This window comes from Thiothrix litoralis (assembly GCF_017901135.1).
Taxonomy (GTDB): Bacteria; Pseudomonadota; Gammaproteobacteria; order Thiotrichales; family Thiotrichaceae; genus Thiothrix; species Thiothrix litoralis.
Genome location: NZ_CP072801.1, coordinates 701847 through 728367 on the forward strand (window position 1 = coordinate 701847; position 26521 = coordinate 728367).

At 53.6% G+C, this 26521-nt stretch carries 24 protein-coding genes; 12 read left to right on the top strand and 12 right to left on the bottom strand.

The features are described 5' to 3' along the window. Positions 1-23: 23 nt before the first annotated feature. Positions 24-911, top strand: coding sequence for a protease HtpX (gene htpX / locus J9253_RS03355; RefSeq protein ID WP_210223298.1), 888 nt, complete (start codon positions 24-26; stop codon positions 909-911). A 42-nt stretch (positions 912-953) separates the two neighbouring features. Continuing rightward, positions 954-1970, top strand: a complete 1017-nt coding sequence (locus tag J9253_RS03360; protein ID WP_210223299.1) for a quinone-dependent dihydroorotate dehydrogenase — start codon at positions 954-956, stop codon at positions 1968-1970. Between the two features lie 32 nt (positions 1971-2002). Here the strand turns inward: J9253_RS03360 and J9253_RS03365 are convergent, their stop codons facing one another. Continuing rightward, positions 2003-2779 (bottom strand): hypothetical protein, encoded by a 777-nt coding sequence (locus tag J9253_RS03365; RefSeq protein WP_210223300.1) that lies wholly within the window; start codon positions 2777-2779, stop codon positions 2003-2005. 184 nt (positions 2780-2963) lie between these two features. Here J9253_RS03365 and J9253_RS03370 point away from each other — a divergent pair, with 184 nt between their 5' ends. Genes J9253_RS03370 through J9253_RS03380 form a run of 3 tightly spaced genes read left to right on the top strand, consistent with a single transcriptional unit; the run spans position 2964 to position 4694 of the window. Next, positions 2964-3518, top strand: a complete 555-nt coding sequence (locus J9253_RS03370; protein WP_228291496.1) for a hypoxanthine-guanine phosphoribosyltransferase — start codon at positions 2964-2966, stop codon at positions 3516-3518. A gap of 3 nt (positions 3519-3521) precedes the next feature. Beyond that, complete coding sequence (locus tag J9253_RS03375; protein WP_210223302.1) at positions 3522-4259, top strand: S-methyl-5'-thioinosine phosphorylase; 738 nt, start codon at positions 3522-3524, stop codon at positions 4257-4259. Positions 4260-4265: 6 nt separating this feature from the next. After that, positions 4266-4694: a protein YgfX gene (locus J9253_RS03380; RefSeq protein ID WP_210223303.1), complete on the top strand. Its 429-nt coding sequence runs from the start codon at positions 4266-4268 to the stop codon at positions 4692-4694. 46 nt (positions 4695-4740) lie between these two features. Here the strand turns inward: J9253_RS03380 and J9253_RS03385 are convergent, their stop codons facing one another. The 3 genes from J9253_RS03385 to J9253_RS03395 all read right to left on the bottom strand — a co-directional run bounded on the left by J9253_RS03385 (position 4741) and on the right by J9253_RS03395 (position 9578). Next, a complete protein-coding gene (locus J9253_RS03385; protein ID WP_210223304.1) occupies positions 4741-5922 on the bottom strand; it encodes a pyridoxal-phosphate-dependent aminotransferase family protein in 1182 nt (393 codons plus the stop codon). A gap of 90 nt (positions 5923-6012) precedes the next feature. Continuing rightward, positions 6013-7335: a four-carbon acid sugar kinase family protein gene (locus J9253_RS03390; RefSeq protein WP_210223305.1), complete on the bottom strand. Its 1323-nt coding sequence runs from the start codon at positions 7333-7335 to the stop codon at positions 6013-6015. Continuing rightward, complete coding sequence (locus tag J9253_RS03395) at positions 7332-9578, bottom strand: phosphoketolase family protein (RefSeq protein WP_210223306.1); 2247 nt, start codon at positions 9576-9578, stop codon at positions 7332-7334. The genes J9253_RS03390 and J9253_RS03395 overlap by 4 nt, the downstream gene beginning before the upstream one ends. A 198-nt stretch (positions 9579-9776) precedes the next feature. Here J9253_RS03395 and J9253_RS03400 point away from each other — a divergent pair, with 198 nt between their 5' ends. After that, complete coding sequence (locus tag J9253_RS03400) at positions 9777-10544, top strand: IclR family transcriptional regulator (RefSeq protein WP_210223307.1); 768 nt, start codon at positions 9777-9779, stop codon at positions 10542-10544. Positions 10545-10675: 131 nt separating this feature from the next. Further along, positions 10676-14491 (top strand): HAD-IC family P-type ATPase, encoded by a 3816-nt coding sequence (locus J9253_RS03405; RefSeq protein ID WP_210223308.1) that lies wholly within the window; start codon positions 10676-10678, stop codon positions 14489-14491. A 23-nt stretch (positions 14492-14514) separates the two neighbouring features. Here J9253_RS03405 and J9253_RS03410 read toward each other — a convergent pair whose 3' ends face one another. The 8 genes from J9253_RS03410 to J9253_RS03445 all read right to left on the bottom strand — a co-directional run bounded on the left by J9253_RS03410 (position 14515) and on the right by J9253_RS03445 (position 22152). Then, positions 14515-15489: an HpcH/HpaI aldolase/citrate lyase family protein gene (locus tag J9253_RS03410; RefSeq protein ID WP_210223309.1), complete on the bottom strand. Its 975-nt coding sequence runs from the start codon at positions 15487-15489 to the stop codon at positions 14515-14517. Beyond that, a complete protein-coding gene (locus tag J9253_RS03415) occupies positions 15486-16565 on the bottom strand; it encodes a cysteine protease StiP family protein (RefSeq protein ID WP_210223310.1) in 1080 nt (359 codons plus the stop codon). Before J9253_RS03415 ends, J9253_RS03410 begins: the two co-directional genes overlap by 4 nt. Next, positions 16562-17296 carry an HAD family hydrolase gene (locus J9253_RS03420; RefSeq protein WP_210223311.1) on the bottom strand — a complete coding sequence of 245 codons (735 nt, stop codon included), beginning with the start codon at positions 17294-17296 and terminating at the stop codon, positions 16562-16564. The genes J9253_RS03415 and J9253_RS03420 overlap by 4 nt, the downstream gene beginning before the upstream one ends. After that, the gene (locus J9253_RS03425; protein WP_210223312.1) at positions 17293-18399 is read right to left on the bottom strand and encodes a phosphoribosyltransferase domain-containing protein; all 1107 of its coding nucleotides are present in this window, start codon (positions 18397-18399) and stop codon (positions 17293-17295) included. The genes J9253_RS03420 and J9253_RS03425 overlap by 4 nt, the downstream gene beginning before the upstream one ends. Continuing rightward, on the bottom strand, positions 18396-19736 hold the full coding sequence (locus J9253_RS03430) for a VWA domain-containing protein (RefSeq protein WP_210223313.1): 1341 nt from the start codon (positions 19734-19736) through the stop codon (positions 18396-18398). The genes J9253_RS03425 and J9253_RS03430 overlap by 4 nt, the downstream gene beginning before the upstream one ends. Positions 19737-19751: 15 nt before the next feature. After that, the gene (locus J9253_RS03435; protein WP_228291497.1) at positions 19752-20885 is read right to left on the bottom strand and encodes a trypsin-like peptidase domain-containing protein; all 1134 of its coding nucleotides are present in this window, start codon (positions 20883-20885) and stop codon (positions 19752-19754) included. A 141-nt stretch (positions 20886-21026) separates the two neighbouring features. Then, positions 21027-21815 (bottom strand): IS4 family transposase, encoded by a 789-nt coding sequence (locus J9253_RS03440; RefSeq protein WP_210223314.1) that lies wholly within the window; start codon positions 21813-21815, stop codon positions 21027-21029. Next, positions 21808-22152 carry a hypothetical protein gene (locus J9253_RS03445; RefSeq protein ID WP_210223315.1) on the bottom strand — a complete coding sequence of 115 codons (345 nt, stop codon included), beginning with the start codon at positions 22150-22152 and terminating at the stop codon, positions 21808-21810. Before J9253_RS03445 ends, J9253_RS03440 begins: the two co-directional genes overlap by 8 nt. A gap of 132 nt (positions 22153-22284) precedes the next feature. On the opposite strand from J9253_RS03445, the gene J9253_RS03450 reads away from it, so the two are divergent. The 5 genes from J9253_RS03450 to J9253_RS03470 all read left to right on the top strand — a co-directional run bounded on the left by J9253_RS03450 (position 22285) and on the right by J9253_RS03470 (position 26448). Continuing rightward, positions 22285-23310, top strand: a complete 1026-nt coding sequence (locus J9253_RS03450) for an ATP-grasp domain-containing protein (RefSeq protein WP_210223316.1) — start codon at positions 22285-22287, stop codon at positions 23308-23310. A gap of 90 nt (positions 23311-23400) precedes the next feature. Then, the gene (locus tag J9253_RS03455) at positions 23401-24003 is read left to right on the top strand and encodes a TerD family protein (protein WP_028487927.1); all 603 of its coding nucleotides are present in this window, start codon (positions 23401-23403) and stop codon (positions 24001-24003) included. 10 nt (positions 24004-24013) lie between these two features. Then, complete coding sequence (locus tag J9253_RS03460) at positions 24014-25228, top strand: TerD family protein (protein ID WP_210223317.1); 1215 nt, start codon at positions 24014-24016, stop codon at positions 25226-25228. Between the two features lie 25 nt (positions 25229-25253). After that, entirely contained in the window at positions 25254-25832 is a 579-nt protein-coding gene (locus J9253_RS03465) for a TerD family protein (RefSeq protein WP_210223318.1), read from the top strand. Positions 25833-25869: 37 nt separating this feature from the next. Then, a complete protein-coding gene (locus tag J9253_RS03470) occupies positions 25870-26448 on the top strand; it encodes a TerD family protein (RefSeq protein ID WP_210223319.1) in 579 nt (192 codons plus the stop codon). Positions 26449-26521 lie beyond the last annotated feature (73 nt).

The following is a 26521-nucleotide window of genomic DNA, read 5'->3' on the forward strand; positions in this document are numbered from 1 at the left end:
ACCTAACACAGAGGTTGATAGACATGATGCGAATTATTTTACTGGCGATGACCAACTTTGCGGTTATGGCAGTGTTGTTTGTGTCGATGAGCATCATCGGCAAATTGTTTGGTATTAATATGAGTGCTGGCAGCATGGGCGGCATTCTGACCATGGCGGTCATTTTCGGTTTCGGCGGCTCCTTCGTGAGCTTACTGATGTCCAAATGGATGGCGAAGCGCAGCATGGGCGTGCAAATCATTGAAAACCCGCAGACCGCGCAAGAGCGTTGGTTGGTGGAAACCGTGCGCCGACAGGCTGAAAAATCCGGCATCGGTATGCCTGAAGTGGGTATTTTCCATTCCCCTGACCCGAATGCGTTTGCCACAGGTGCGAGCCGTAACAATGCACTGGTTGCCGTCAGCCAAGGCTTGCTCGACCATATGACGGCGGATGAAGTGGAAGCGGTTTTGGGTCATGAAATCGGGCACGTTGCCAACGGTGACATGGTGACGCAAACCTTATTGCAGGGTGTGTTGAATACCTTCGTCATTATCTTTGCGCGTCTGATTGGCTTGGTGGTTGATAACTTCTTCCGTAGTAGCAATGATGAAAGCAGCGGGGTAGGTTGGGGTTATTACATCGGTTCGATCGTCGCTGAAATTTTCCTGAGTTTTGCCGCGACCGCAATTGTGATGTGGTTCTCACGTTACCGCGAATTCAAAGCTGACATTGCCGGTGCTGATTTGGCAGGCCGCCAGAAGATGATCAATGCGCTGAAGCGTTTACAGCAAGGCCATGCTACGCAGGATTTACCCGGTGAAATGGCGGCGTTTGGTATCGCGGGCGGTTTGGGAACAGGTCTGCGCAAGATCTTCATGACCCACCCACCGCTGGAAGATCGTATTGCTGCGCTGGAAAACGCTCGCTAAACCTTTATAATCCCCGGTTTCATCCTGAATCGGGGATTTTTTGTGTACAAGCTCCTACGCGACCTGTTATTTCTCCTTCCCACCGAAACCTCCCACCACCTTGCGCTCGATTCCCTGAAATTGGCGGGTAAAACCGGCCTGTTGGGTAAACCGGTGGCTTTGCCGGGCAACGCTGTGACGGTGATGGGCATTGAGTTCCCCAATCCGATTGGTCTGGCGGCAGGGCTGGACAAGAACGGCGACTACATGGATGCGCTGGGAGCCTTGGGTTTTGGTTTTGTCGAAATCGGCACAGTTACACCACGCCCGCAACCGGGCAACCCCAAGCCGCGTTTGTTCCGGCTTCCCGAAGCACAGGCCATTATCAACCGCATGGGTTTCAACAACCACGGGATTGATTACCTGCTGGAACAGGTCAGCAAGGCGCGGTATCAAGGCATTCTTGGGATTAACATCGGCAAGAACTTTGATACGGCGGTGGAAAATGCTGCGGATGATTACCTGATCGGCTTGCGTAAGGCTTACCCTCACGCGCATTACGTCACCATCAATATTTCTTCCCCGAATACGCCCGGTTTACGCAGCTTGCAATACGGCGATGAGCTGAAGCGTTTGCTGGTGACGCTGCGTGAAGAACAGGCAAAACTGGCGCAGGAACACGGGCGTTACGTGCCGGTGGCGATCAAGGTTGCGCCCGATCTGAATGAGGCGGAAATCCGTGACATGGCGGAGGTGTTTTCGTCAGTAGGGATTGATGGCTTGATTGCGACCAATACCACGCTGGATAAAGCGGCGGTGCAAGGTTTGCCACACGGTGAAGAGCAAGGCGGTTTGAGTGGTAAGCCGTTGACGCAGCATTCGACCGAAGTGATCCGTCAGTTCCGTGCTGACATGGCTAGCCAGATTCCGATTATCGGGGTAGGGGGAATTTTGTCGGGTGCGGATGCGCAGGCAAAACTGGCAGCGGGTGCGAGTCTGGTGCAGGTTTACAGCGGTTTCATTTACCGTGGGCCAGCGCTGGTACGTGAATGTGTGGAGGCCACAAAAAAGGCCGGTTAAGACCGGCCTTTTTCTTCAGATGTTAAATCTGATTATTTTGCAGCAGCAGGTGCAGTTGCTTCAGCAGCAGGCGCGGCTGGAGTAGTTGCTGTCGTAGCAGGTGCAGTGGCAGCAGGCGCAGCAGCTTTGGCAGCTTCAGCGGCTTTTTGCTGTTGTGCAGCCATTGCTTGACGCTGCTCTTCTACTTTCTTGAAGAAAGCATCCGCTTGTGCACGTTGCATTTCCATTTGCTTCATTACTTGTTCAAAGCTAGGCGCTTGTGGCATGGAGTAGCCAGGCATCATCATTTGAGCAGGCATTTGTGGTTGCATCATTGGCATCTGACCTTGCATGGCAGGTGCTGTTGGCATTTGGCCTTGAGCAGCAGGTGCTTGCATCATGTTTGGCATACCGTAACCAGCCCAAGGATTGTTGCCATAGCCGTTGCCATAGCCATTCTTGGACGTGTTGCTGTAGCCGTACAGGTTGTTGTAGGCATTGCCGTAACCATAGCCGCTACCTTGCAGGTTGCTAGCGCCATCGCCACGACCTTGGCCTGCAACGTCAGAGTCCATTGCGGTATTGCCTTTGCCTTTGAAAGTGATGGTGAAATCAACTTCGCCGTCTGCGTCGCCTTTACCACGACCCCAGCCGTTTACGTCGCCAGCGCCAGTGCCGTAGCCTTGGCCTTGACCACTGGTGCTGCCTTGGCCTGAGCCGTAGCCTTGACCTGTACCGCTACCGTTGTCGAATCCATCGAAGAATTCAGCAGAAGCAACGCCGGAAGCAGCCAGCAGAGCAACCATCAGTGCGATTTTTGTAAGTTTCATGAAATATTCCTCTAGCGAATTAAAGCGCCCTTCAGCGCGTAAAAAGGGTTTAATTAATATAAGCAAATCATAATATACTGATCATCGAAATGCAAGACTCATTGGCCGTGTTTCCGGTTTTTTTCAGGATCATTTCTTGATTTGCGATTAGAATAACAGCATCGTTTGAACAATGGATGAACACATGATCACATCGGAACAAGCTGCTCGCGTATTGGCAGAGGCTGACCTGTTACACTCTCCTGAAGAAGTGAGCGCCATGCTGGATACAATGGCAGCGGAAATTACCGCAAAACTTGCGGACAAAAGCCCGTTGGTGCTGTGTGTGATGACCGGGGGCGTTATCGTGACCGGGCATTTGCTGACGCGCCTAGGGTTCCCGCTGGAACAGGATTATTTGCACGCTACCCGCTACCGGGGGGCGACCAGTGGCAGCAAGACCATTACTTGGCTACACAAACCAGACACGTCATTGGCAGGTCGTCACATCTTGTTGGTGGATGATATTCTGGACGAAGGTTATACCTTGCGCGAAATCAGCCACTGGTGTCGGGATCAGGGTGCGGCTTCGGTCAACGTGGCAGTATTGGCAGACAAGCAGCATGAGCGTCGGGTGGAAGGTATCCACCGCGATTTTTCTGCCATCGAACTGGTTGACCGCTATGTGTTCGGCTTCGGGATGGATTATAAGGAATACTGGCGCAACGCCAACGGTATCTACGCAGCAAAGGGACTCTAACACATGACAATTGAATTTGCCGTGATCGGCGGCACGGGTCTGACCGCTATCGAGGGTCTGGAAGTGATCCATCGCGAAGTGGTGCATACCCCTTATGGGGAGCCTTCTGGCCCGGTGACGCATGGCATGATTGAGGGCAAGCGTATCGCGTTTTTGGCGCGGCATGGTTACACCCACAATATTCCGCCACACAAGGTTAATTACCGCGCGAACCTGTGGGCGCTGAAAAGTCTGGGGGTGGAAAAAGTTGTGGCAATGGCCGCCGTGGGCGGGATTACCCCCGAGATGAAACCCACCCGCTTGGTGATTCCCGACCAGATTATCGACTACACCTACGGGCGGGCGCATACCTTTTTCGAGGAAGGGCTGACTGACGTTACTCACATTGATTTTTCGTGGCCGTATTGCCCTGAAGTGCGCAATGCCTTGCTGGCTGCGGCTGAATGCGCCAAGCTGGATGTTGTGCCACGCGGTACTTACGCAGCTACCCAAGGCCCCCGGCTGGAAACAGCGGCAGAAATTGCGCGATTAGAACGTGACGGTTGCGATTTGGTGGGGATGACCGCGATGCCGGAAGCCTCACTCGCCCGGGAATTAGGCTTGTGCTATGCCAGTTGTGCGGTAGTGGCAAACTGGGCGGCAGGCAAAGATACCGACGAAATCACGATGGCAGAGATTGAGGAAAATCTATTGCTTGGCATGGCGAGTGCGCGTGCCTTGTTGCGTGCCTTGGTCTGCTAAGCCGCTTTGGATAATCAGCCGCCCTTGTATTTGCAGCCAGTGGCTTCGCGCCAACTGGCTGTTTTCATGGTGGTGACGCATGGGTTGGCAGCCGTCGTGGTGTTGCTGATGCCTGCCTTGGCGCTGGGGTGGAAAATCCCTTTGTGGTTGTTGGTGGCGTTTTCGTTGCGCTATTTCTGGCGTTTGCATATTTCCCGTGTTGCCGCCAATGCGGTTCAGGAGGTGCGCTTTTATCAGGTGGATAATTGTCTGGTGCGCCTGACGGCAGCGGGTGTGTTCGCGCGGTTGGATGACAGCAGTTTCTTGCAGCCACGGTTGTGTGTGTTGAATTTGCGGACTCGGGCGGGAAAGTTGCATACCTTGATTTTGTTGCCAGACAGTGTGCCGCCGGATAGTTTGCGGCAGTTGCGGGTACGGGTGAAATTTTCTGGCTGAAACGGTTAACGGTAGTGAGTCTGACCCACTACCGTTTCTTTAAACGTTACTTCGCGTAAGCCTGTTTCGCCGCACGAACTGCCACGCCCGAATGAATCTGCGCATTCATCCCGGACAGCACCGCATCCAGCGCACCCAAACAGTTCAGCACGTTCTTCTCATTGCTAGCAAAGCCCATCAGGCCGATGCGCCAGATTTTGCCTGCCAATGCGCCCAAGCCTGCGCCGATTTCCAGACTGTAATCGTTCAACAGGGCAGTGCGTACCGCCGCTTCATCCACGCCTTCTGGCAGGGTGACAGAGTTCAGTTGGGGCAAGCGGTAAGGCTCATCCACCACGAAACGCAAGCCCATTGCTTCGATACCCGCTTTCAGGGCTTGATGGTTACGCGCATGACGCGCCCAGGAATTTTCCAGACCTTCTTCCTGCAACATCACCAACGATTCGTGTAGGGCGTACAGCGTGTTGACCGCTGCGGTGTGGTGGTAAGCGCGTTTACCCGTGCCACCCCAGTAAGCCATGACCAGATTCATGTCCATGAACCAGCTTTGCACGGTGGTTTTGCGGTTTTTGATGCGTTCAATCGCCCGTTCGCCGAAGCTCACCGGGGAAATGCCGGGGACGCACGACAAGCATTTTTGCGTGCCGGAATAGATCGCGTCGATTCCCCACTCATCCATTTTCAGTGGCGTACCGGCCAAAGACGTCACCGCATCCACAATGGTCAGGCAGTCGTGATCGTGCGCCAGCTTGACCAACGTTTGCGCGTCGGATTGTGCACCCGTGGAGGTTTCCGCGTGGACGAACGCTACCACTTTGGCATCAGGATTGGCCTTCAGCGCGGCTTCAACCTTGTTAGGGTCAACCGGCTTGCCCCAGTCATCCATCACCATGATCGGGGTTGCGCCGCAACGCTCAACGTTTTCCTTCATACGCCCGCCGAATACACCGTTTTGGCAAACGATTACCTTGTCACCCGGCTCGACCAGATTGACGAAACAAGTCTCCATCCCCGCCGAACCGGGGGCAGACACCGCCATCGTCAGCTCGTTTTTGGTCTGGAAAGCGTATTGCAGCATCGCCTTCACTTCATCCATCATATTGACGAATGCCGGGTCAAGATGCCCCACGGTTGGGCGAGCCATCGCGCCCAATACACGTGGGCTGACATCGGAAGGACCAGGCCCCATAAGGGTACGGACGGGCGGGTGGAAGGATTTCACTGTCATGCGTCAAAGTTCTCTACTGAATTGGGTAAAACCGGAATCATACTATGGAATAGTAACAGGGCAAATGTAAGGTAATTGGTTTGAATGGGTTTATCCTTTGGTCAGTATCGAATAAGCTTCTGCTAACGCCTCATCGCCCCCCACATTGCCGGGGAAAATCACCACCGGCAGATTGGGAAAACGCGCATGATCCGCCGGGCAACGCACCACCGAACACCCGGCACGAATTTGCCCCAACACCCGTGCAGTACGCAATGCTAGCCCCTTGCTCAAGGTATCGTTGGCAGTAATCCCGCCTTTGCTGATCAAAAAGCCAATATCCTCCGGCAAGTTCTGCGTCAACCGCACCAAAAACGCCGCTACCCGATCACCAAACGCCAGCCGTTCCGCCTTGGTTGCAAACTGCTTTTCGCCCCGGCTGGTATACAGCACCACCCCACGATTCTTGCGGCTGGCTGCCTGCAACTGCCCTTGAATCGCGCTAAACAACTCTTCTTCATCCGCCACCAGCCGATCAAGGTCGATATGAATCGGCAATACGTCGGAATGTTCCAGCAAATACTGCAACTGCAAGGTCGACTTGCCGACGTGCGAACCCATCAACACCACGCCCGCTTTGCCGTTACGCACAAACTGCGCCATATCCGCTGCTGCAACGGGTTGTGGTGGCAACCCTGCAAACGCTGTCAATAAACTGGCCGCACTACGGAACAGGAAACGTTTGCCGGTCTGCGCCGCCGCTAACACCTGCCGGGCAAAACTGTCGAGATCGGCTTGCTGTTCCGCATCCACCACCCCGCAAGCATTGCCGTGCAATGCCTGCAAACGTCCGCCAATGTCACCGCGCACATCCGCCAGACTGAAGCGTTCGACTGCGCTTGCCGGAATATTTCCGCCAGTCTTTTCCGCCACGTAATCCGGCAAAAACGCCGTGCTGAAACCGAATACCGAATCGTTGGCAAACTCGGTTTCATGCACGGGCACAGCTTCGCCATCCACCAACAGGTAATGCGTAGCGTCGCGGGTAACGCGCCCGCCCTCAAAGAAGGCTGGCACCAGAAAATGCGCATCAAACGGCCCCAGCTCCTCGGCGATCACGTCGGTTTCCACCGGGTAATGCCCGCGCAGGGTGGAATCGGAACGGCTGACCACGACCGGCTGAATGTGCGTACCCTGTTGCGCCGCTTGCGCCAGCGCTTCGCGCAAGTTCACGCAGATTTCCCGCGTGACCGCTGCGGCACTACTCGCATCCATGCCGCGCGTATTGCTGAGCACGAAGAACAGCGGGGAAGCGTCCTGCAAGGCTTCCAGCAGTGTTGCCACATCCCAGCGGGTCAGCAGCAGGCACGAATGCACGGTCTGCGAGCCGGTTGGGTCATCGTCGATGGCAATGATTTTGGTTTGGGTATTCATGCCGCCTCGCTTGTTGCCGCTGCATTGCTGTCAACCATGCCCAGCGCACACGCTGCCAATTTGTCAGCGGTAATGCCGTTGTAGGCCATGAGTTCGTTGGCGCTGGCGGTGGTTTCGCCACGTTGCCAGCCGAACAGGTCACGGCTCGGTGCACGGCTGCGCAACATGACTGGCTCCAGTGCAATCGTGCCGCCACCGCTGACGCAGATCAGCGCATCACCATCAAACAGGCGCTGGAAATCGGCATCATTCATGAACTTGCCATCGGCTTCTGAGGCATGTTGCCAGGCTACGTCGGACGGGCGATACAAGCGGCGCGGGTTGGCAACGCAAACAATGCGTACCCGGTAGCCTGAGGCTTCCAGCTTGTCTTTTGCTTCAAAGACTGGCTGGTAAATCATGTCGCCGGTGACGGCAAATACAATGGTTTCCCAACTGCTGTCCCGCGATTCATACAGGGTCACAGCGCCTTGCTCGATCGCTGATTTTGCCTGCGCGGGCGTGGTGTAAACCGTCAGTGGCGACTTGGAGGCAATGATGCTGATGTTTTTGTTTACCTGATCAACTGCCCAACCGTAGGCCGCCTGAATCATATTGGCATCCGCCGGGTACAGCAGGTAAACGTTGCCATTGCGTACTTGCCCGCCGATGTAGTTTTCGATTTCAGGGCGTTGGTGCGTCCAGCCGTTACGGCCTTGCTCCAACGCGCCTGCGGTGAACATGGTGACAACTGCCGGAGTCTTGCGGCGCAATTCTGCCATTGCTTGCCCGACGGTCTGGATGATCGGCCAGCCGTTGATGGCGAAACTTTCATACGACAACCACAGCGAACGCCCGCCGAACAGCGCCAAACCTGCGGCGAACCCGGCGCAAGCGTCTTCGTTGAGCGGCTCGTAAACTTGCCCGGTGGGGCTTTGGTTGTAGAGCGCGTCTTCGGTCGGGTGACGGATTTTCAGCACATCATTGATGACTTTCATGTTGGAAGCTTCGTTGCCATCCGCATTGGTGACAACGAAATACGGGTCACGCTTGCCGAGTTCCGCCACCATTTTCCCCATCGCGGTAGCGGGAACGGCTTTTTCACCAACGGCGAAATCCTGCATGGGCAGCTTGCCGATGTCAGCGCCTTTGCGCTCAAACTCGGTGACAACCGTGCGGCTGGCGGAACCACCCCCGGCGCGTTGCATATTGGTACGAACCAGTTCCCACGCTTGCGGGGCGAGTGCGCCACGTTGCAAGGCAGCCGCGATGGTGTCTTTTTGCGGATTGTCGCCGGGGTACAGGTTGTGCGATTTCGCGCCGTGAACATGCACGCCAGCGCCTTTGAGCTGCTTGATGATGAGCACGGACATCGTGCCATTCATGGCAGAGTCGGCTGCCGTTTTCGCACCTTCCATAATCGCACGGGTGAAGGCAGTACGCGCTGCATCGCTGAACAGAGTGCTATCAACATACGCGCCACTCTGCCCGGCGTCGTCGAACTCTTTCGCATCAATCAGCACAACATTGCCGAAATCATGTGCTGTCCAGTAGTTGGTCATTTGCTGATTATCCATCAGCGACACCATCGAATGGTGTTCCTGACTGAAACCGTTCCAAACCAGTACCGGCAGGAAGTTGGTGACATCCGGGTAGCTGGTGTGGAAGTGCTTGAACGCAGACAAGATATACGGTTCGCCCAAACCGCCATCGCCAATAGTGCAAGGGAACAGCTTGTCACGGTTGAGGTACGCGCCCGCCATCGCAAAATGTTGCCCCTGACCTAGAGGGCCAGCAGGTGCCAACAAGCCTGGAATCGCGCCGGACAAATGCCCCAACAAACCATCGCGTTCGCGGAAACGGGTCTGCAAATCGGTCATGGTGCTGATGCCCATGTCTTCCAACGAGCCATCGAGGAACATCGCGCTGTAGAAACCCGGCGCATGATGCCCGACTTCCGTGACGATGTTGGTGTGCCCCAACATGACCAGCGCCGCGTAAGCATCGGCAGAACTGGCGAAACCGCCCGGATGCCCGGATTCCTTGGAAGCACAAAGCTGCAAGGTCGCGTAACGCAGCGCATCAACGATCATGCGGCACTGGAAAACGGCCTTGTCGTCGATGCTGGCAATGGCTGACTGGCCTTCTGCAATCGCCGGGCTGCTGGCTAAGGTCGCGAAATCGGGCGCGGTTGCTCCGAAATGCAGGATGCCTTCGCAGAACGCCGGGGTGTTATTGCTAGTGTTGGTGCTGGGTGCTGTCATGTCCGTGTCTCCTGAAATATTGGTATGCCTCAACAGTAGGGGATATGCTTTTTTACCGCAATACAGGATGAATCCCACAATGCGGGAATTCGCTATGTCGTTTACGTTAAGTGATTGTTTTTATATTGGTAAATTCACAATATGGTATTTATCTTTATTGGTTTTCACATTGTGGGAAAATGACGTTATACTTCAGCCATGAAATCAGAAACCGACACCAATCGTATTCAAGTCATCGACCGCGCCGCCGCGTTGCTCGATGCTATCGCCCGTTACCCGGAACCCGTCAACTTGAAAATCCTCAGTGCTGAAACGGGGTTGCACACCTCCACAGCGCACCGGATTCTTAGTTCGCTGATCGACAATCGCTTTGTGGAACGTGACCCTTCAGGCCGTTACCGGCTGGGGATTCACTTGCTGCAACTCGGGGTACGTTTGCACAACAAGATCGACTTGCGTTCGGTGGCTTTGCCTTACATGGAAGCCTTGCGCGACCAACTCAACGAATCGGTCAACCTGACCTTGCGCGAGGGCGACGTGGTGATTTACCTCGAAAAAGCCACTCCTAATCGCATGATGCATGTGCAACAAGTGGTGGGCAGTCGTGCGCCCTTACACGTCACCGCCGTCGGCAAACTGATGCTGGGGACGGGCAGCGAAGACGACATCCGCAGTTATGCGCAACGCACCAATTTGCCCGCGTACACTCGCAATACGCTGTCGACCTTGCCGCAATTGCTGCATGAATGCCGCGAAGCCTCACAGCAAGGTTACGCGCTGGATAATGAGGAAGCCGAAATCGGCGTGGGTTGTATCGGCGTGCTGATTCACGACAGCACCGGGCGGGCAGTGGCAGGCTTGTCAGTATCCGCGCCGATGGAACGACGGCAACTGGCCTGGGTGGATGCGGTGAAAGCAGCGGGGCAGGCGATTTCAGCGCAATTGGGTTGTCAGCCCTCAGGCTAAGCCTACCCCAAAACAGCAGGGTTTATTGAAAGCAGACAAGGCTACTTCTACTATTTCAGGCAATTCCTAAGCGTTTTGGTAGGAAATAAGAAAACTGTTTCATGAAGTCACTGTTAATTAGGAGTGTAGTCATGCCCCATGAAGAAGAACACGGCAGAACCATTAACTGGCATGGCGTGGATACAGAGGAGGCGCTCAGATTATCCGACAGCCAACCTCACGGCCTAAGTCATGAAGAAGCCACCAAACGGCTAAAAACCCATGGCTATAATCGTTTGGATTTCGCCAGCAAGAATAATCTGGTCGCCCGCTTTTTGCGCCAATTCAATGATCGCTTTATCTACATTCTGTTGGTTGCTGCTATTCTGACAGGCGTTATGCAGCTTTGGCTGGATACCGTACTTATTCTGACGGTCATCCTGATCAGCGCGTTATCTGGCTTGGCGCAGGAAGGGCGTGCACGAAAAGCACTGGAAGCCATGCACGGGTTGCTGTCGCCGACGGCACAGGTGGTACGTGATGGCAAAACCGAGACGATTTCCGCTGAACAACTAACGCCCGGTGATGTGGTGTTGTTACAGGCAGGCGATCAGGTTCCGGCAGATCTCCGCTTGTTATCAACCGCTGGCTTGCAAGTAGATGAAGCGGTATTGCTTGGCTACTCTGCGCCAATACTGAAAAACTCCGCATCACTGGATGCAGACATGCCACTGGTGGATCGCAGCAACATGGCCTATGCCGGTACGGTGGTACTTGATGGTCAGGCACGCGCCTTGGTGGTCGCGACCGGTGCTTATACTGAATTAGGCAGCATCAATACTTTTCTGGAAGACAACGATTCATACATTACCCCGCTCAGCAAAGAGTTGAAATGGTTGATCAATGGCGTGGCCATCGTACTGTTATCAGCGGCGGCACTGGTGTTTGGTTTCGGCCTGCTGACACCGGGCATGGAGGGGCATACGCTTAGTGGCTTGTTGCAATCCATCGCTAGCCTCGCTGTTGCCGCTGTTCCTGAAGGCTTGCCTGCCCTGTTTGCGCTTATCCTCGGCATCAGTATGCACCGGCTGGCAAAACGGCACGTCATGGTGCGCAAACTGGCGGCAGTGGAAGCTCTGGGGTCGATCACTACCCTATTCACCGACAAGAGTAATACCTTGACTCGGCACGAACCGACCGTGAATAAAGTGCTGACGGCGCGTGGCGGCATACTGTTGCAGGGGCAAGGTTATACCCCCAAAGGTGAACTGCTGCGTGAAAGCTTCGACGACCCCGCGCACGATGATCGTCTGGATGTTCAAGCCTTGGCACAAGCCGCCGTGCTTGCCAGTGATGCCCGCTTGTTAGAGCAAGACGGCGAGTGGCTAGCACGGGGTGATACTTTGGAAGCTGCGCTGTTGGTGATGGCGCATAAATGTGGTATCGACCCGGCGCAAATCCGGGAAAAATTCGTGCGTCAGGCGAGCATCCCGTTCAACCGTACCTACCGTTACATGGCGACCCTCAGCAATGCGGCAGATCATCGTCAATATCTGAGTGTCAAGGGTGCACCGGAATCGTTACTGCCGCGCTGTTCCCACGTTCTGACTGATCAGGGGCTGGAGCCTATCGAAATAGTGGTCTGGGAAGACAGGGTACGCAAGCTGGCAGAGCAGGGAATGCAGATCTTGGTCATTGCCAGTAAACCGGTTAATCAACCCATGACCAGCTTGGAACATGAAGATGTCAGTTATGGCTTGACGTTACTGGGTATTGTCGGTATCAGCGATCCGCCGCGAGAAGAAGCCGCTGAAGCAGTAAAACTGTGTCAACAAGCCGGTATCCGGGTAAAAATGATCACTGGCGATCATGCCCAGACAGCCTGCGCCCTGGCAAAACGGGTCGGCATTGGCGACGGTGAAACCGTGCTGACCGGTACCGAACTGGACGAGATGGATGAAGCAACACTGGCTGAACAACTTAGGGAAGTTGAGGTATTCGCCCGCACCAGCCCAGATCAAAAACGGCGGCTGGTGAAAACCTTGCAAGCACAGGGCGAACGGGTAGCGATGGTCGGTGGCGGCCTCAATGACGCGCTTGCGCTAAAACAGGCCGATGTCGGCGTGGCAATGGGTATTCGTGGTACAGAAGCCGCTCGCCAGTCAGCAGAAATTGTACTGATACAAGATCATTTTCCTAGTCTGGTGGATGCTATCCGTGAAGGTCGCTTGCTCTACCAGAATTTCTACAAGATCGTGCAGTTTATGCTCCCCAGTAACGGCTCGCAGGCTGTCGCGGTCATGGTTGCCGTGCTATTTGGACTGGCCTTGCCGTTTACACCGGCACAAGTGCTGTGGGTCAATCTGGTGACAGCGGGCATCCTTGGCCTGACTTTGGCATTTGAGAAAGCCGAACCGGATATCACCCTACACAGCTTTGAACTCAAACCCGTGCAATCCTTGTTCAGTGGTTTTTTGTTGTGGCGACTGTTATTGGTTTCCGCAGTATTACTGGTCAGTGTGCTGTCAATTTTCATGTGGGAGCTACACCGGGGTGAAACACTGGAAGCCGCTCATACCGCAGCCATTAATACCTTGGTGATTGCGCAGATTTTCTACCTGTTAAGTGTGCGCCACTCAGTCGCACCCAGTTGGCGGCGTGCCAACCTCTTCGACAATCGCTGGGTATGGATGGCGATTGGTGGCGTTTTGCTACTACAAATCCTGTTTACCTACTGGACACCGTTTAACAGCTTGTTTGATACCAGTGCGATTGATTTTTATGCTTGGAGCTGGATTTTGCTGGTCGGCTCCCTAGTCTTCATCATTGTGGAGTTTGAAAAAGCCATGCAACGTAATACCAAAGGTTGGGCACAGTCCGTTTTGAAACGGGGAGTCGACTATTTTAATCCGAGAGTTTGGAAAGAGAAAGGCTTACGCTGGACGCTACAATTCTTCGCCGTACTCTTCCTGCTAGGGCAACTGACGTTACTGTTTCTCTGGAGCCGTGAGCCGGATACCTTTGATGTGGAAGCAACAGCGCGGGAAATGGTTCAAGCACCAGCGGGGGAAACGCTACGTCCCGGTGTCGTGACAACGGCGACGTTGGCGCGTATTTCCGAAACACTGCTGGACAAGCCCGGTGGCTATACCAGCAATGATATGTCTTTGCCCGGTATGGTTATCGAGGATATGCTGGTCGTGCCCGATATTCCCAACTGGGAGTTCGGGGTGCTGACCCAGGTGAGGGATATGACGCTGGTAATGCGTGACGATCTCAGCCGTTCGCAGTCCCAGTCTTCTGCCGACCCCGATCTGGTCACGGCGCAAATTCGTTTCAATACTGATAGCCAGTTGTGGCTATTCCCACCTGCTGAAACACAGTACCGCGAGGGAGTGGAATCTCTCGAAAGTTACTTACAACGCTTGCAAAATGGTCAAGCCCAGTTCTATACCCGTGCTGACAATCTCAATAACTGGCTCAACAAGGTACAACGGCAAATGGGTTCATTATCCATTGCGCTGAGTGCCAGTGTCGGCGTCCGCCAAGTGAGTGAGAAAGGTGCCGCTACGAGTATTCAAGATGGCTCCACTCAGGCTCCGGGCGTTAAGGTTCAAGCGGAGGTTATAAAGGCAGACGACGACCCATCAGAAGTTATCATCAAAACCCCTCGGCTGAGAGTGGATGATGTGTTCTATCAGGCACGGGGTCAGGCTTGGGCGCTCCTGCATATGCTCAAAGCTATCGAAATCGATTTCGAGGATATATTGCGCCAGAAAAACGCCTTGGTCAGCCTGAGGCAAATTATCAATAAGCTGGAAGACACGCAGCAAGATGTCTGGAGTCCGATCATTCTCAACGGCAGCGGCTACAGTTTTGTCGCCAACCATTCTTTGGTGTTAGCGGCGCAAATTTCAAGTGCCAACGCTGCCTTGATCGATTTGGGTACCCTGATGCGCGAGGGATGATGACAGGACAGACAGCCAGCAACTCATTTGCTGGCTGTTCTGTGTAAATTGTCCTTATGTGCGTTATCCGCCTCTTCATCGACTGCCACTGCGTGTAAGTGGCAGCCAAAATGCTTGGCACGTTCGATGACTTGCACCGCCCAATGGTGATGGGTTGCGGGTTCGCACATTGCGCCTTCAAACTGGAAAACTGCTGGCATGGTGTCATCTAGAATCCGCAGGGCTGCTTCGTAATCATGGCTGTTTACTTTCAGCGCTTGATGGATGATCGCAATCTGGCTGGGGTGGATCACGGTTTTACCAACTAGCCCGTGCAGCAAATCCCGCTGAAATTCTGCCTGTAAGACGGTGTGATCCTGAAAATATTCAAACACGGGCGCGGTGAGGTGAAAACCTGCCGGAACAAAGTGTGTCACCAACATCGCGACCACATACCCCAACGGGCCATCGTACAAGGTGTGAGCATGGTGAGTACGCAAGCGCAAACAAGACAGTAAGTCGTTGCCGCCAATGCGTAAAGCCAATATCCGCGCTTTAATACCCTCATCCTGCAAGCGTGCGCACAATTCGCGTACTGCCAGTGCATCCAGCATTTGGGCAGTTTCCAGCGTTGGCATAAACAGCATGTGTGGCGGGGCGGCTTGTACCACTGCATACCAAGCGGCAAACGAGTGGTTATCAAACTTGGGTAACACGAAGCCGTCAATGGCTTCAATTCCGGTCATGGCTAACAATTCCAACGCCATCATGGGGTGGCGCGGGCGGATGAAAACCAATGGGCTTGCACCGCGATCTTGTTGGCGCAAGGTGTGCAAACACTGTTGCAGGTTTGCCAGCCCGGCAGCCACTTCGTCTTCGCGCACCGCATCTTCCAGGCAAATCACCATCGAGCGTAGATCAGGGATTTTCTGGTGCAAAATAACGTCGAGCAAGTCCGGGCGAGTGGCAGGCATGTACAAGGTAGCGCCTAACTGATACGGGGAAATACGTGTGGTCATGAGGTCTTCTTGATGATGGTAATGGCACGGTAAGGCTCAAGTGCAGCCCCCATAGCTTGCAGAGGAATTCCCCGCGATTCGGCGAGGTGGCGTAACAGGCGGATATTCGGGTCATCCAGCCGCTGCACCAGAATGTGTTCCGGTACGCGGCGCATGACTGCACGGGTGGCTTCGGCAATCCCCGGCTTGAGGCGGTTAAGGTTGCTGATCTGATAGGTTTCCACAAGGCGTTGGATGGTGGCGTGTGAAAGTGCCTGCAAGTCTTGACGCTGCGCTGCGAGCCATTGCGTCGCTGCGGTCGCGGGCAAGTCACGTCGATAATTATCCACCACCTCAATAAAGTGGTTGCTGACATCGTGTTCTGCCAAGTGCTGGTAACTGACGCAAGCGTGCCAACCGCCATCACGGGTAAGGATGGAACGTGACACCAGCCCCGACACGGTTGCTCCCAAAATACCGAACGGAATCAGCCAGTCTTCCCCGGATGCCGATAGCCACGCTTTGCCCGTCGGGTCAGCCAGCACCGCAAAGGGAATTTCCGTGCCGGGGTAACGCGCCCCGAGTGAGGCTTGTAATTGGGTATGGATCGCGCCTTTGCCAACCCAGCCATCCACCCACACAATGTCGGCGAAGGCGTGGCGTTGCTCAATCCAGTCCACTGCTGCCTGATCAATGCCCTTGTCGCGAATAATGCTGATGCCGTAATGGGTGCTTTCTACGCCTAAATCTCGTAGCGCCCGTACCAGCAAGACCCCTAGCGGTACGCCTGCCCGCACAAAACTGACCAGTACAATCGGGCGGTTCGGGCGGCGTTGCTGGAGTGCCAGTGCCAGAGCTTGTACTTCCGTTGCCAAGCGTGGCAAACCGTCCGTCAGGGCTTGCGCGAATAACGCTTGGTGTTCTGGGGAAGGGGCTGATTCGGTGCTGATCATTTCCGAGTAATGGCGTTGCCCGCTTTGGATCAGGCGCTCTTTCTCCTCTACAGGCGTGGCTTCCATGTCGGTCAGACGTAGTAAAAACGTGACATCGCTGGCGGGATAGGAGCCGTGGAAACCTTGCAGGTCGGGTGTACTCATGGCAATTTCCCGCCCAGTTGGCTATTGGGGGGGAATGCTGCAAAATCACACAAGCGCATAAAGCCCAAATCCGACACGCTATCGCCCATGCCAAACACCGGAGTGCGTCCGTGTTTGGCGGTATGCCGTCGCAGAATTTCTACTGCCGCTGCCCGTTTGTTTACAACGTCAGGCAGTAGTGCCAGATTATTGCCATTCATGTGGATGTAAAAGCCTTGCAAGTCAATGGTTTCACGTAAGGTATGCAGTAACTGCTGGAGGTCTTCCGCCCGTGAGTCGTTGCTTTTGATTACCAAGTACGCTGCGGTCTCTTCTACCGACTCCAGCCAGCCACGTAAAGATAACCCCATGTTTTCACCTGTTTGTAGCGCGGTTGCCAGCATCTCTGGCAGACGGCTTTGGTAAGGGGTAAGTTGTTGTTGCATCTGCGAATGCCAGTCGGCATCCAGCGTTCCTTCGGGGGTCAGGATCGCCGCACCGTGGACGCAAACAGCTTCCTGTTGGAACGGTAAGTGTACTCGTTGGAGGGAATCAATCCCGCGTGCAGTCACGGGGATGACAGTCATGCAGCCCAGCGCCCAGTGGATGAAATCCTGTTGCCAGGGGTGCATAAAGCTGATGGTTTCGCCGTTTAAGCCTTGGGCAGCGGGGATTTTGTCTGCATCCTCCGGCATTTTTCGCGCCGTTTGGAACAGGGTGTCGTCAAGGTCGGTGAGTAGCAACGGTTTCACGGGTAAAACTCCAAACAGGTGGGATTCAAAGCACTGATCAACGCTTTATCCAACAAATGTGCGGGCGGTTCGCTGCACAGCAGGATACGGTCGTAATCGCCGGGAGTGACGTTGTAGAGAAAGTTGGGGATGCCTTGCCCGTAATTGTCGTGGAAGCAATAGCGCTGTTGGATGCTGTGTCCCAAGGCAATCGGCGAACGCGTGGTGGCGCTGAAATGCACGTTCGCACCGTGCTGTTCGAGGTATTCTGCGAGCAGATAGGGCGGCCAGACAAATTCACCTGTGCCTAATATGAGGATGCGTTCACCCGGTGTGACAGTGAGTTGCTGAGCCAGTGGGGTTAATGGGTGTTGGCTTACGCCTAAACGTCCCCAGTCATTGGCAGGGTTGGCGTGCCATTCCCCGGTTCCCAGTACATCGACTTGTGGCATGTCCGGTGGGGGCGCGTCGTTGGCTTGCCAGTCCCAATGCCCGGCGAGCAGCGAAACGGCGCGGGCGCGTTTGCCCAAACGTTCGGCGGCAGCACCACCTGACCAGTCGGTGAGGGTGGCAGCAATAATGTGTTCAAACTGATCCAGCCCCGCTTGTTGCAAAGCTTCCAGCAGGTTGGAAAAAGTTTTGCCGGTGGAGGCCTCATCATCGACCAATACCAATGTCCGGGCGGTACGCAGCAGTTCAATATCAGCCGGGTGTTGCGGCCAATGCAACACTTGTTGGGTGGCGTGGCTGTGTTCTTCGCGGAATTCGACCAAGACTGGCACATCCAGCGGGTGACGAGTTGTGCACAGATACAGCGTGTCGTCACGGTTGCGGCTGAGCGCTTGTTGGACACCTGCGCCCAGCGCAATGGCGGTTTCTGCCATGCCAATCACGACCATTGGCCCCGGTAAATCGGCGGGGATTTGTGCGGCAAGTGTATCGGTGGCCTTGCGCATGACGGCAGGCGAGACGGGAATGTGCCTACCCAATACTTTGGATACAAACAGGAAGGCGCGTTTAGGGTTGCGACGTTGCGCAAAGCCGAAGAGTTCGTCGGGCGCGTGTGTGCCGGATTCGATGGTGAGGTTGAGCGTACCCTGTTCAAGGTTAACGGTTAAGGTCATGCAGGGAGTATTCCTTGTTGTTTAGCGAGTGTTATCCAGCCGGGGTATTCGCTCATCATGAGGTCGTACAGGGTTTCATCACTGTGTTCATTGGGTGATGCGACGGAGAAATAGTTGGCATTGTCCAGCAGTCGCCCCGATAGCTCGTCCAGCTTTTCCAGAAATGGAAAATCCGAATCAGCGAAAGCCAGCAGCAGCTTAGAGAGGGATTTTCGTCCTTTGCCTATGCCCATGAATTGCCAGAAAATAGGCTCATAGCTTGACCAGCGTAGCTGTTTTTCGGTCAAGCCCTTGTCGGAAGTCCCGCCGTCGGTGACAAACATAACGTAGACTGGCATCGCTGCCTGTAATGGTGTCGTGCGTTCGCCACCGGCAGTATCGGGGAAGTAGTGTTGGCGGATTGCTTGCATGGCACGCCCGTAACGGGTATCACCTTCCAACGGGTGTTGTTGGATGGTCTGAGCAATGTAGCTTGCGTAATTGCCAATGCCCATCGGGGCGGGTTGATGGACATCCTTGCCAAACAGGAATACGTCGATTTCGCCATCGTCGTCGAAGCGGCAACCCAGTGCCAAAATCCGTTCTGAAAATGCTTGAATCAAGCCATCCCGATACAAGCGACTCATGGAGCCAGAAATATCCAGACACAAGCACACTTTGGCACGATGGCTTTCCAGCCCAACCTTTGCCAAGGAAATGGCTGATTTCTTGGCGAGGCTGAGTAATTGCGGTGCTTCTTTTTCCAGCCGCTTTTCCAAGGAAATGCGCGAGGGGTTGGCAACCGGCGGTGGGGGGGTGACCGGGGCAGAGGGTTCGGCGACACTGGCACCAAAATGTTTGACCAAGGCATCCAACCCACCATTAAAGCCTTGTGCGGTGGCACTGAGTCGCCAAATGCCTGCTTTGCGGTACAGTTCCACCAGCATCACCGCACGTTCTTGCTGAAAGTCGCTGCCGGTAAAGCTGAATTGTGCCACGGTTTTGCCCTGCACCTGCACACTGAGTGCGCCACTGTGAAGAGCGCTCAGTGTCGCTTGACCATCAATCGTTACCGTCAGTACCAAGCGTTCAAGCGTGTTAGGCAGTGTCTTGAGGTTAAACCCGAAGGTTGCTGTATTGGCGGTGCTATTTTGCAGTGTTACGCTGCCGCACGGGGTACTGGGTTGATTGAAAAAGATCATGTAGCGATCATCAGAGAGTAATCCAGCGCTATCTAAACCAAAACAGGCAAAGTCTAAGGTTAGATTTGCACTACTACAGGTACTTTGTAGTAAAAAAGGGCTGTTATTAGGGATGATCTCATCTAGTTTCAGGCGTTGCCCTTTTTTTATGTGCATATATTACCTCTTTATTTAACCCGCGCATTCTACTCGCCAGATGGCATTTTGCGTTTGTTGCACCATTTGTGCGGCTGATAGTGTTTGGGTGTTGGTTTGTTGAAGGTATTGAATATTAGCGGCTTCCATCAAGGCAATTGCTAATACATGACGGATGGCAAAATTCATGTTCTGCGCATGGGTGAAGGTGGAAGATACGACCCCCAATACTGCGCCGGTTTCATCCAGTAACGGGCTACCGCTCGAACCGGGTTGGATGGGCGCGGTAAATTGCAATAAACGAATGTCGTTATGCGCTCCAAACAAGCCGGAAATGACGCCTTGAGTGACTTGAATACCATTCCCCATCAAACCAGCCAGCGGATAACCTAACGTGGTAATCGCTTGCGCCAAACCAATATTACTGCTCCGAAACGGGAGGGGTTGCAGTTGAGCGGGCGTTGTGACCCGTAATAAGGCGAGGTCGTTGGTGCTGTCGCTGATAATGGGTTCAGCATCCAGCTTGCCTTGCAGGGAATTCAAACGAATGTGGTTAGCACCATCTACCACGTGTGCATTGCTCATGAAAACATTGGGGGCAACCAGAAAAGCGGTGCCTGTCCAGTTACCGGGGCGTTGTTCGGTATTGCCGGGGGTTGCGAATGGTGAGCGCTCATCTATGTCCATACCCATTCTACGCCCAAGCGCTGCCAATCCATACGCGGAGGTTTCTGCTAGAGCGCGGACTTTCCATTGCCCTCCTCGCAAGTAGAATTCAGCAACCATCAGCGCTGAGGCCGGGATTTCCTGCAAAGCAATGTGATGGTTGAATACCTCATCCATCTGTAGGGCAACGTGCTTGCCAACATCGATGGGGCCGCGTGCGCCGTAACGGTACAGCACTAAGTAGAGGTGGGTAATCGTGGCATCGGAAAGCTGGGCTACATCCAGCGTCAACGCGTAGCGGGTACCTGCTTCATTGAGGGTTGCGGTTGCCCATGTTGGAGCCTTGGCATGAGCCAAATAAGGTTGGCTAACTAATTGTTTCGCTTCATTGACGGGCAAAATAGCCAGCCCTAAATCGTGGTGAATGTCTTGTGGAAAAGTGATCGTCGTTGCCCAGCGTGTGCCAGTCAGCGGCAGGTTTGCGCCTACGGGTAAATTCATCATAATTATTGTTACCGAGCTGTATTGTTATGGTCAGCATGATAGCAAGAATGGTGTTAAAAATGCCTGAAATTTTTACCGTAGATCGGGCATACTAGCGCTTGTCATCATTATTAAAATTTTTCTCTGTACACGACAATTTTCCTAATCCTCGATTTTCAAGATCAAAATTACCCTTCCATCTTGGGTAGTGATCAAGTCAGGAGGCCATAAAAACAGCACCCATAACCTGATGGCATCCTCTGTCCGGCGAAAGCCATGCAACAAACTGTTGGTCAAAACATCCAACCCATAGCGGAACAAACTCTGTTCAGGCCGCCCGTGTTTTTTGATGGTCAGTGGCCTGATGAAGCGGTGTTTCCATTCGCCCACCTTGTGCGCCCAGCAGAATCCAATGGCGAGCAAGGCCATGACTTTCTTGATACGGCGATAGTGGGTCAAGCGCGTATCTTCCCAATGGAAGCCGCGCCCTTTCAGGCATTGGAACAGGTTTTCGATCTCCCAACGCAAGCGGTAAGTGCCGAAAGGGTCACGAAACGGTTGGTTCGCCGCCAACACCAGCAGTTCCCCGCTGTCTAACTTCATGCCGCTGAGCCAAACCCACTGCCCGCTGACGCGGAAGGTTTTTCTCAGGAAACGGTGCTGCCCTTGCTTCAAGTCCTTGAAACGTGAGTGCATATTTTGCTGATGCCCTTGGCGGTTGGTCATCAACTGGTTTTCCTTGATCCGCATCAAGAAAGGTATCTGATGCCGGGTCAGCCATTTCCACCAGTGTTCACCGATGAACTCCCTATCGCCCAGGATACCGAGGATGTTATCCCGCCCAAACTGGCTGATGAAGCGGTTCAACAAGGCGATGCGTTCACGCTGGTTAGAGTTGCCCTTCTTGTTCAGCACCAGCCAATACACCGGGATCGCTGTCCCTTTATACACAACACCCAAACGTCAGAATGTTGAGGTTGGCTTTGCCCCACTGCCAGTTCGTCCGGTCGAGGGTGAGGTGGTATTTTTTTCCCGGAAAGCCGAAGAATCCCATCTGTAACCGCGCAATGGCATCATAATCAAACCAGACGAGGGCAAAAAACCGTTGCAGGCGACGGTAGCGGGAGCGGGGGTCTGCATCGCTGGCAAACGCCAACGCGAGTTGCGTCAGGTTGATCTGCTTGAGCCGGAATAAACCCAGCAACATGCCAACAAAACAATCAAGCCGGGGCTTGCCCCAACCCAGATGGGCTTTTAAACTGTCCCTCAGTCCGTCGCTCAGATCCATTCCGCTCTCCTGTGTAGACTTGAGAGTGGAACATAGGGGTGATGGACTTTCATTAATGAACTGACAGCCTAGCTAAATCAAGGGGTTAGTGGTTTTGTCGTGTACAGAGAAAATTTTTAGACAGGGCATACCATGCGTATTTGGTTTAACAAGACATTTTCCAGCATCAGTTCCGTGTTTCACAACCTGCGCCAAGCGCGTATCGCAGGTGGAGTGACTGTTATTTATACCCATACTAACCCGGCTGCTTCGGCATTTCTGGCAGCGGATGAAGCAATGGTTGAGCCCGCTGGTTTGGTAGGGGCAGCGTATCTGGATTGGTGTTTGGGCTTTTGCCAGCAACACCGGATTGATTACTTCTGGCCTGCCAAAGAGTCTGTGTTGATTGTGCAGCATCAAGCTGATTTTGCGCGGGTGGGGACGCAGCTCATTGCGGTTGCGACGCCGGAAACGCTGGCGCTGTTAAACCACAAAGGCGACTTTTACCGCACGTTGCCGCCTGAGGTGGCTCAGGCAATGGCTTGTATTGCGGTCACTGATACAGCAGGCTTTGATCGGGCGGTGGCAGAACTGTCGCAACATTATGCGGCACTGTGTGTTAAACCAGCGGTCTCGGTATTTGGCTTAGGGTTCCGCATTCTGGATACGCAACGCGACAGTATTACGCACTTGCTAAAAGGCGTGGAATACGAAATTCCACTGACCGAATTGCGGGCAGGTATGGAACACACGTCAACGTTTCCTGAGCTACTGGTGATGGAGCATTTGTCTGGCGCAGAATGGAGCGTGGATTGTGCTGGGCGTAACGGTGAGCTGTTATGCGGCATCCAGCGTAAAAAACATCCGTTGGCAGGCTACGGGCAGGAAATCGATAATAATGCAGATATTCAGGGCATGGTGGAGCGTTTAACCGCACATTATGGTTTGAATGGTTTGTTCAATATCCAGTTCAAAGCGCGGGCAGATGGTGAGCCGAGTTTGCTGGAAATCAATCCGCGTCCCGCTGGTGGCTTCGGGATGGCGTGTTTGGCAGGGGTGAATCTGGCGGAGGTTTTCCTGCAAAGTCTGGTGGGTGAGACGGTAGTAATACCCCCTATTCGCTATGGCTTGCGGGTTGGTGAAGTCAGTACACCAGTCGTTTTGCCATCATTGGTCTGAAATAACCTGACAATTCTAGGTGAGTGTTGCTTGCATTTAGGCGACTCTCTAAGATGTTGGTAGTCAATAATACAAATAGGATACATATTCATGGCTGTTAGTTTAAGCAAAGGGCAACGCATTTCTTTGGAAAAAAGCAATGGCGCTGGCTTGAGTAAAGTTCGCATGGGTTTGGGCTGGGATCCGGTACAAGCACCTAAGAAAAGTGGTTTCTTCGGTAGCATGTTTGGCGGCGGTGGTGGTGCTGAAGACATTGACCTTGATGCTTCTTGCTTGCTGCTGGATGCACAAAAAAACCTGCTGGATGTGGTGTGGTTCCGCCAATTGCAAAGCCGCGATGGTTCGATCAAGCATTCTGGCGACAACCTGACGGGCGAAGGTTCTGGCGATGATGAAGTCATTTTCGTTGATCTGAGCAGCTTGCCGGGCAATGTTGCACATTTGGCCTTTACGGTGTGTTCTTTCCGTGGGCAAACCTTTAATGAAGTTGAAGGCGCGTTTTGCCGCTTGGTCGACGACACCAATAATAGCGAAATGGCGAAATTCAACCTGTCCGAAAAAGGTGTCCACACGGGTGTAGTCATGGCGATTATCAGCCGTGACGGCGCAGGTTGGCAGATGAAAGCAGTCGGTACACCCACGGCTGGTGCTGTTGCGAACGATATGATGCCAGCGATTTTGGCGGCTATCTAGGAGTACTGCAATGTCAGTGACACAATTGGTTGCTGGGGCAAATTGCCCAGTACCGTCTGAAAAACTTCAGGTTGAGGTCACGTTGTCGCCTGCACAAATCAGCGGGGCGGAGGTGGATATTTCCGCCTTTGCCTTGACTGGCAGTGGCAAAGTGCGTGGCGATGATGACATGGTATTCTATGGTCAGCCGCGTCCCGGTAATGGCAGCGTGGCGTTTCTGGCGAATAGTGCCGGGCGTGCTGAGTTCAGCGTCGACATCCCGAAACTGCTGGCCAGCACCGAAAAAATTGCATTTACTGCGACAATTCACGAAAACCGCAAGACTTTTGGCGCGTTCACCAGCCTGCAAGTCACGGTGAAAAATGCAGCGGGGCAAGCGGTACTCGTTGCCACCTTACCTGCTACTGGCATGGTGGAGTCGGCGCTGATTTTGGGTGAATTGTATTTACGCCAAGGGCAGTGGAAATTCCGTGCCGTAGGGCAAGGCTTCGCTGGTGGCTTAAAGCCATTGGCCGAGCATTTTGGGGTGGATATTAGTGATGCGCCAGCTCCGGCAGCCGCGCCGCCGCCACCCGCACCCAGCCCTGCGAAGAAGCCCATTTCCCTGAGCAAAGTCACGTTGGATAAGGGAAAGCCGCGCGTTAGTCTGGAAAAGAAATCCGAAGGCTTCGGCGAAATCCGCATCAACCTGAACTGGAATCGTGAGACAGCCCCCGCCGCCAAAAGTGGTGGTTTGTTGGGTGGCTTGTTCGGTGGTGGCAACAAAGGCATGGATCTGGATGTTGGCTGTTTGTACGAACAGCGCGACGGTACAATCAGCGCGATTCAAGCCTTGGGCAACCGTTTTGGCTCATTCCGCAGCGACCCGTTTATCGAGCTGAAAGGCGATGACCGCACCGGCGCGATCAGTGAGGGCGAATGGCTGCATATCAATGGGCAGCAATGGCAAACCTTCAAGCGTGTGCTGGTGTATGCCTTTATCTACGAAGGTGCGCCAAACTGGGCGCAAACCGATGGTGTCGTGACCATTTACGTGCCGAACGAACCCCCGTTGGAAATTCGCATGACCGAAGGCGGCAATTCGCTCGGCATGTGCGCCGTGGTCTTGCTGGAAAACATCAATGGTACGTTACAGGTGAACCGCGAAGTACGTTACTTCAAGGGGCATCAGGAAATGGATCAAGCCTATCGCTGGGGATTAAACTGGCGATCAGGTTCAAAATAAGTGATGAAATCAAAGGAGAAGAGACGTGGCTTTAAGTTTACAAAAAGGTGGTAACCTTTCATTAAGCAAAACTGACCCCAGTTTAACTAAAATCCTGATTGGTTTAGGCTGGGATGAACGCAGCACAGATGGGGCAGGTTTTGACCTTGATGCCAGTGCCTTTCTGCTGACTGCCAGCGGTAAAGTGCGTGGTGATGCAGATTTTATTTTCTACAACCAATTGAAATCGACCGATGGTTCCGTGGAACACACGGGCGATAATCGCACCGGGCAAGGCGATGGCGACGATGAGTCGATGAAAGTGGACTTGAGCAAAGTACCTGCCGAGATTACGAAAGTTGCCTTCACGGTGACGATTCATGATGCAGAAGCGCGTCGCCAAAACTTTGGGCAAGTCGCCAATGCGTTCATTCGTGTGGTGAATGATGCGACGGGCACTGAAGTCGTGCGTTACGATTTGGCAGAAGATTATTCTACCGAAACCGCGATGGTATTCGGTGAATTATACCGCAATAACGAGGAATGGAAATTCCGTGCCGTGGGGCAAGGTTATGCGGGTGGTTTAAAAGCAATGTGTGACCAGTTTGGTATTCAAATTGGTTAATGTGATGATTCAATGACGAAAAGAATGGAGTTTTATAATGGCTGTTAGTTTACAAAAAGGCGGCAACGTCTCTTTATCGAAAGAAGCACCTGGTTTGACTGATGTTACCGTTGGCTTGGGTTGGGATACCCGTGCTACTGATGGTACTGATTTTGACTTGGATGCATCCGTTTTCATGCTGGGCGAAGATGGCAAAGTGTTGTCAGATGATTCTTTCATCTTTTACAACAACAAGAAATCCGCTTGCGGGAATGTTGAGCACATGGGCGACAACAAGACCGGTGCTGGCGATGGCGATGACGAGCAAGTCAAAGTAAATCTGGCTGGCTTGGCGGAAACCGCGAAGAAACTGGTGTTTTCGGTCACTATCCATGACGCAGAAGCGCGTAAGCAAAACTTTGGTCAAGTCAGCAACGCTTACATCCGTTTGGTGAATAGCGCTGATGGCAAAGAAATTGCCCGTTACGACCTGTCTGAAGATGCCAGTGTTGAAACAGCGATGTTGTTTGGTGAGATTTATCGCCATAACACTGAGTGGAAGTTCAAGGCGGTTGGTCAAGGCTTTGCCGGTGGTTTAGGGCCGATGGCTGCATCCATGGGCGTCAATCTTGGTTAAAGCATTGTAAACAATGCGCTTGGTTTACCACAGGCATCTTATTCAGGATGCCTGTTTTGTTTGTTCATCAGGT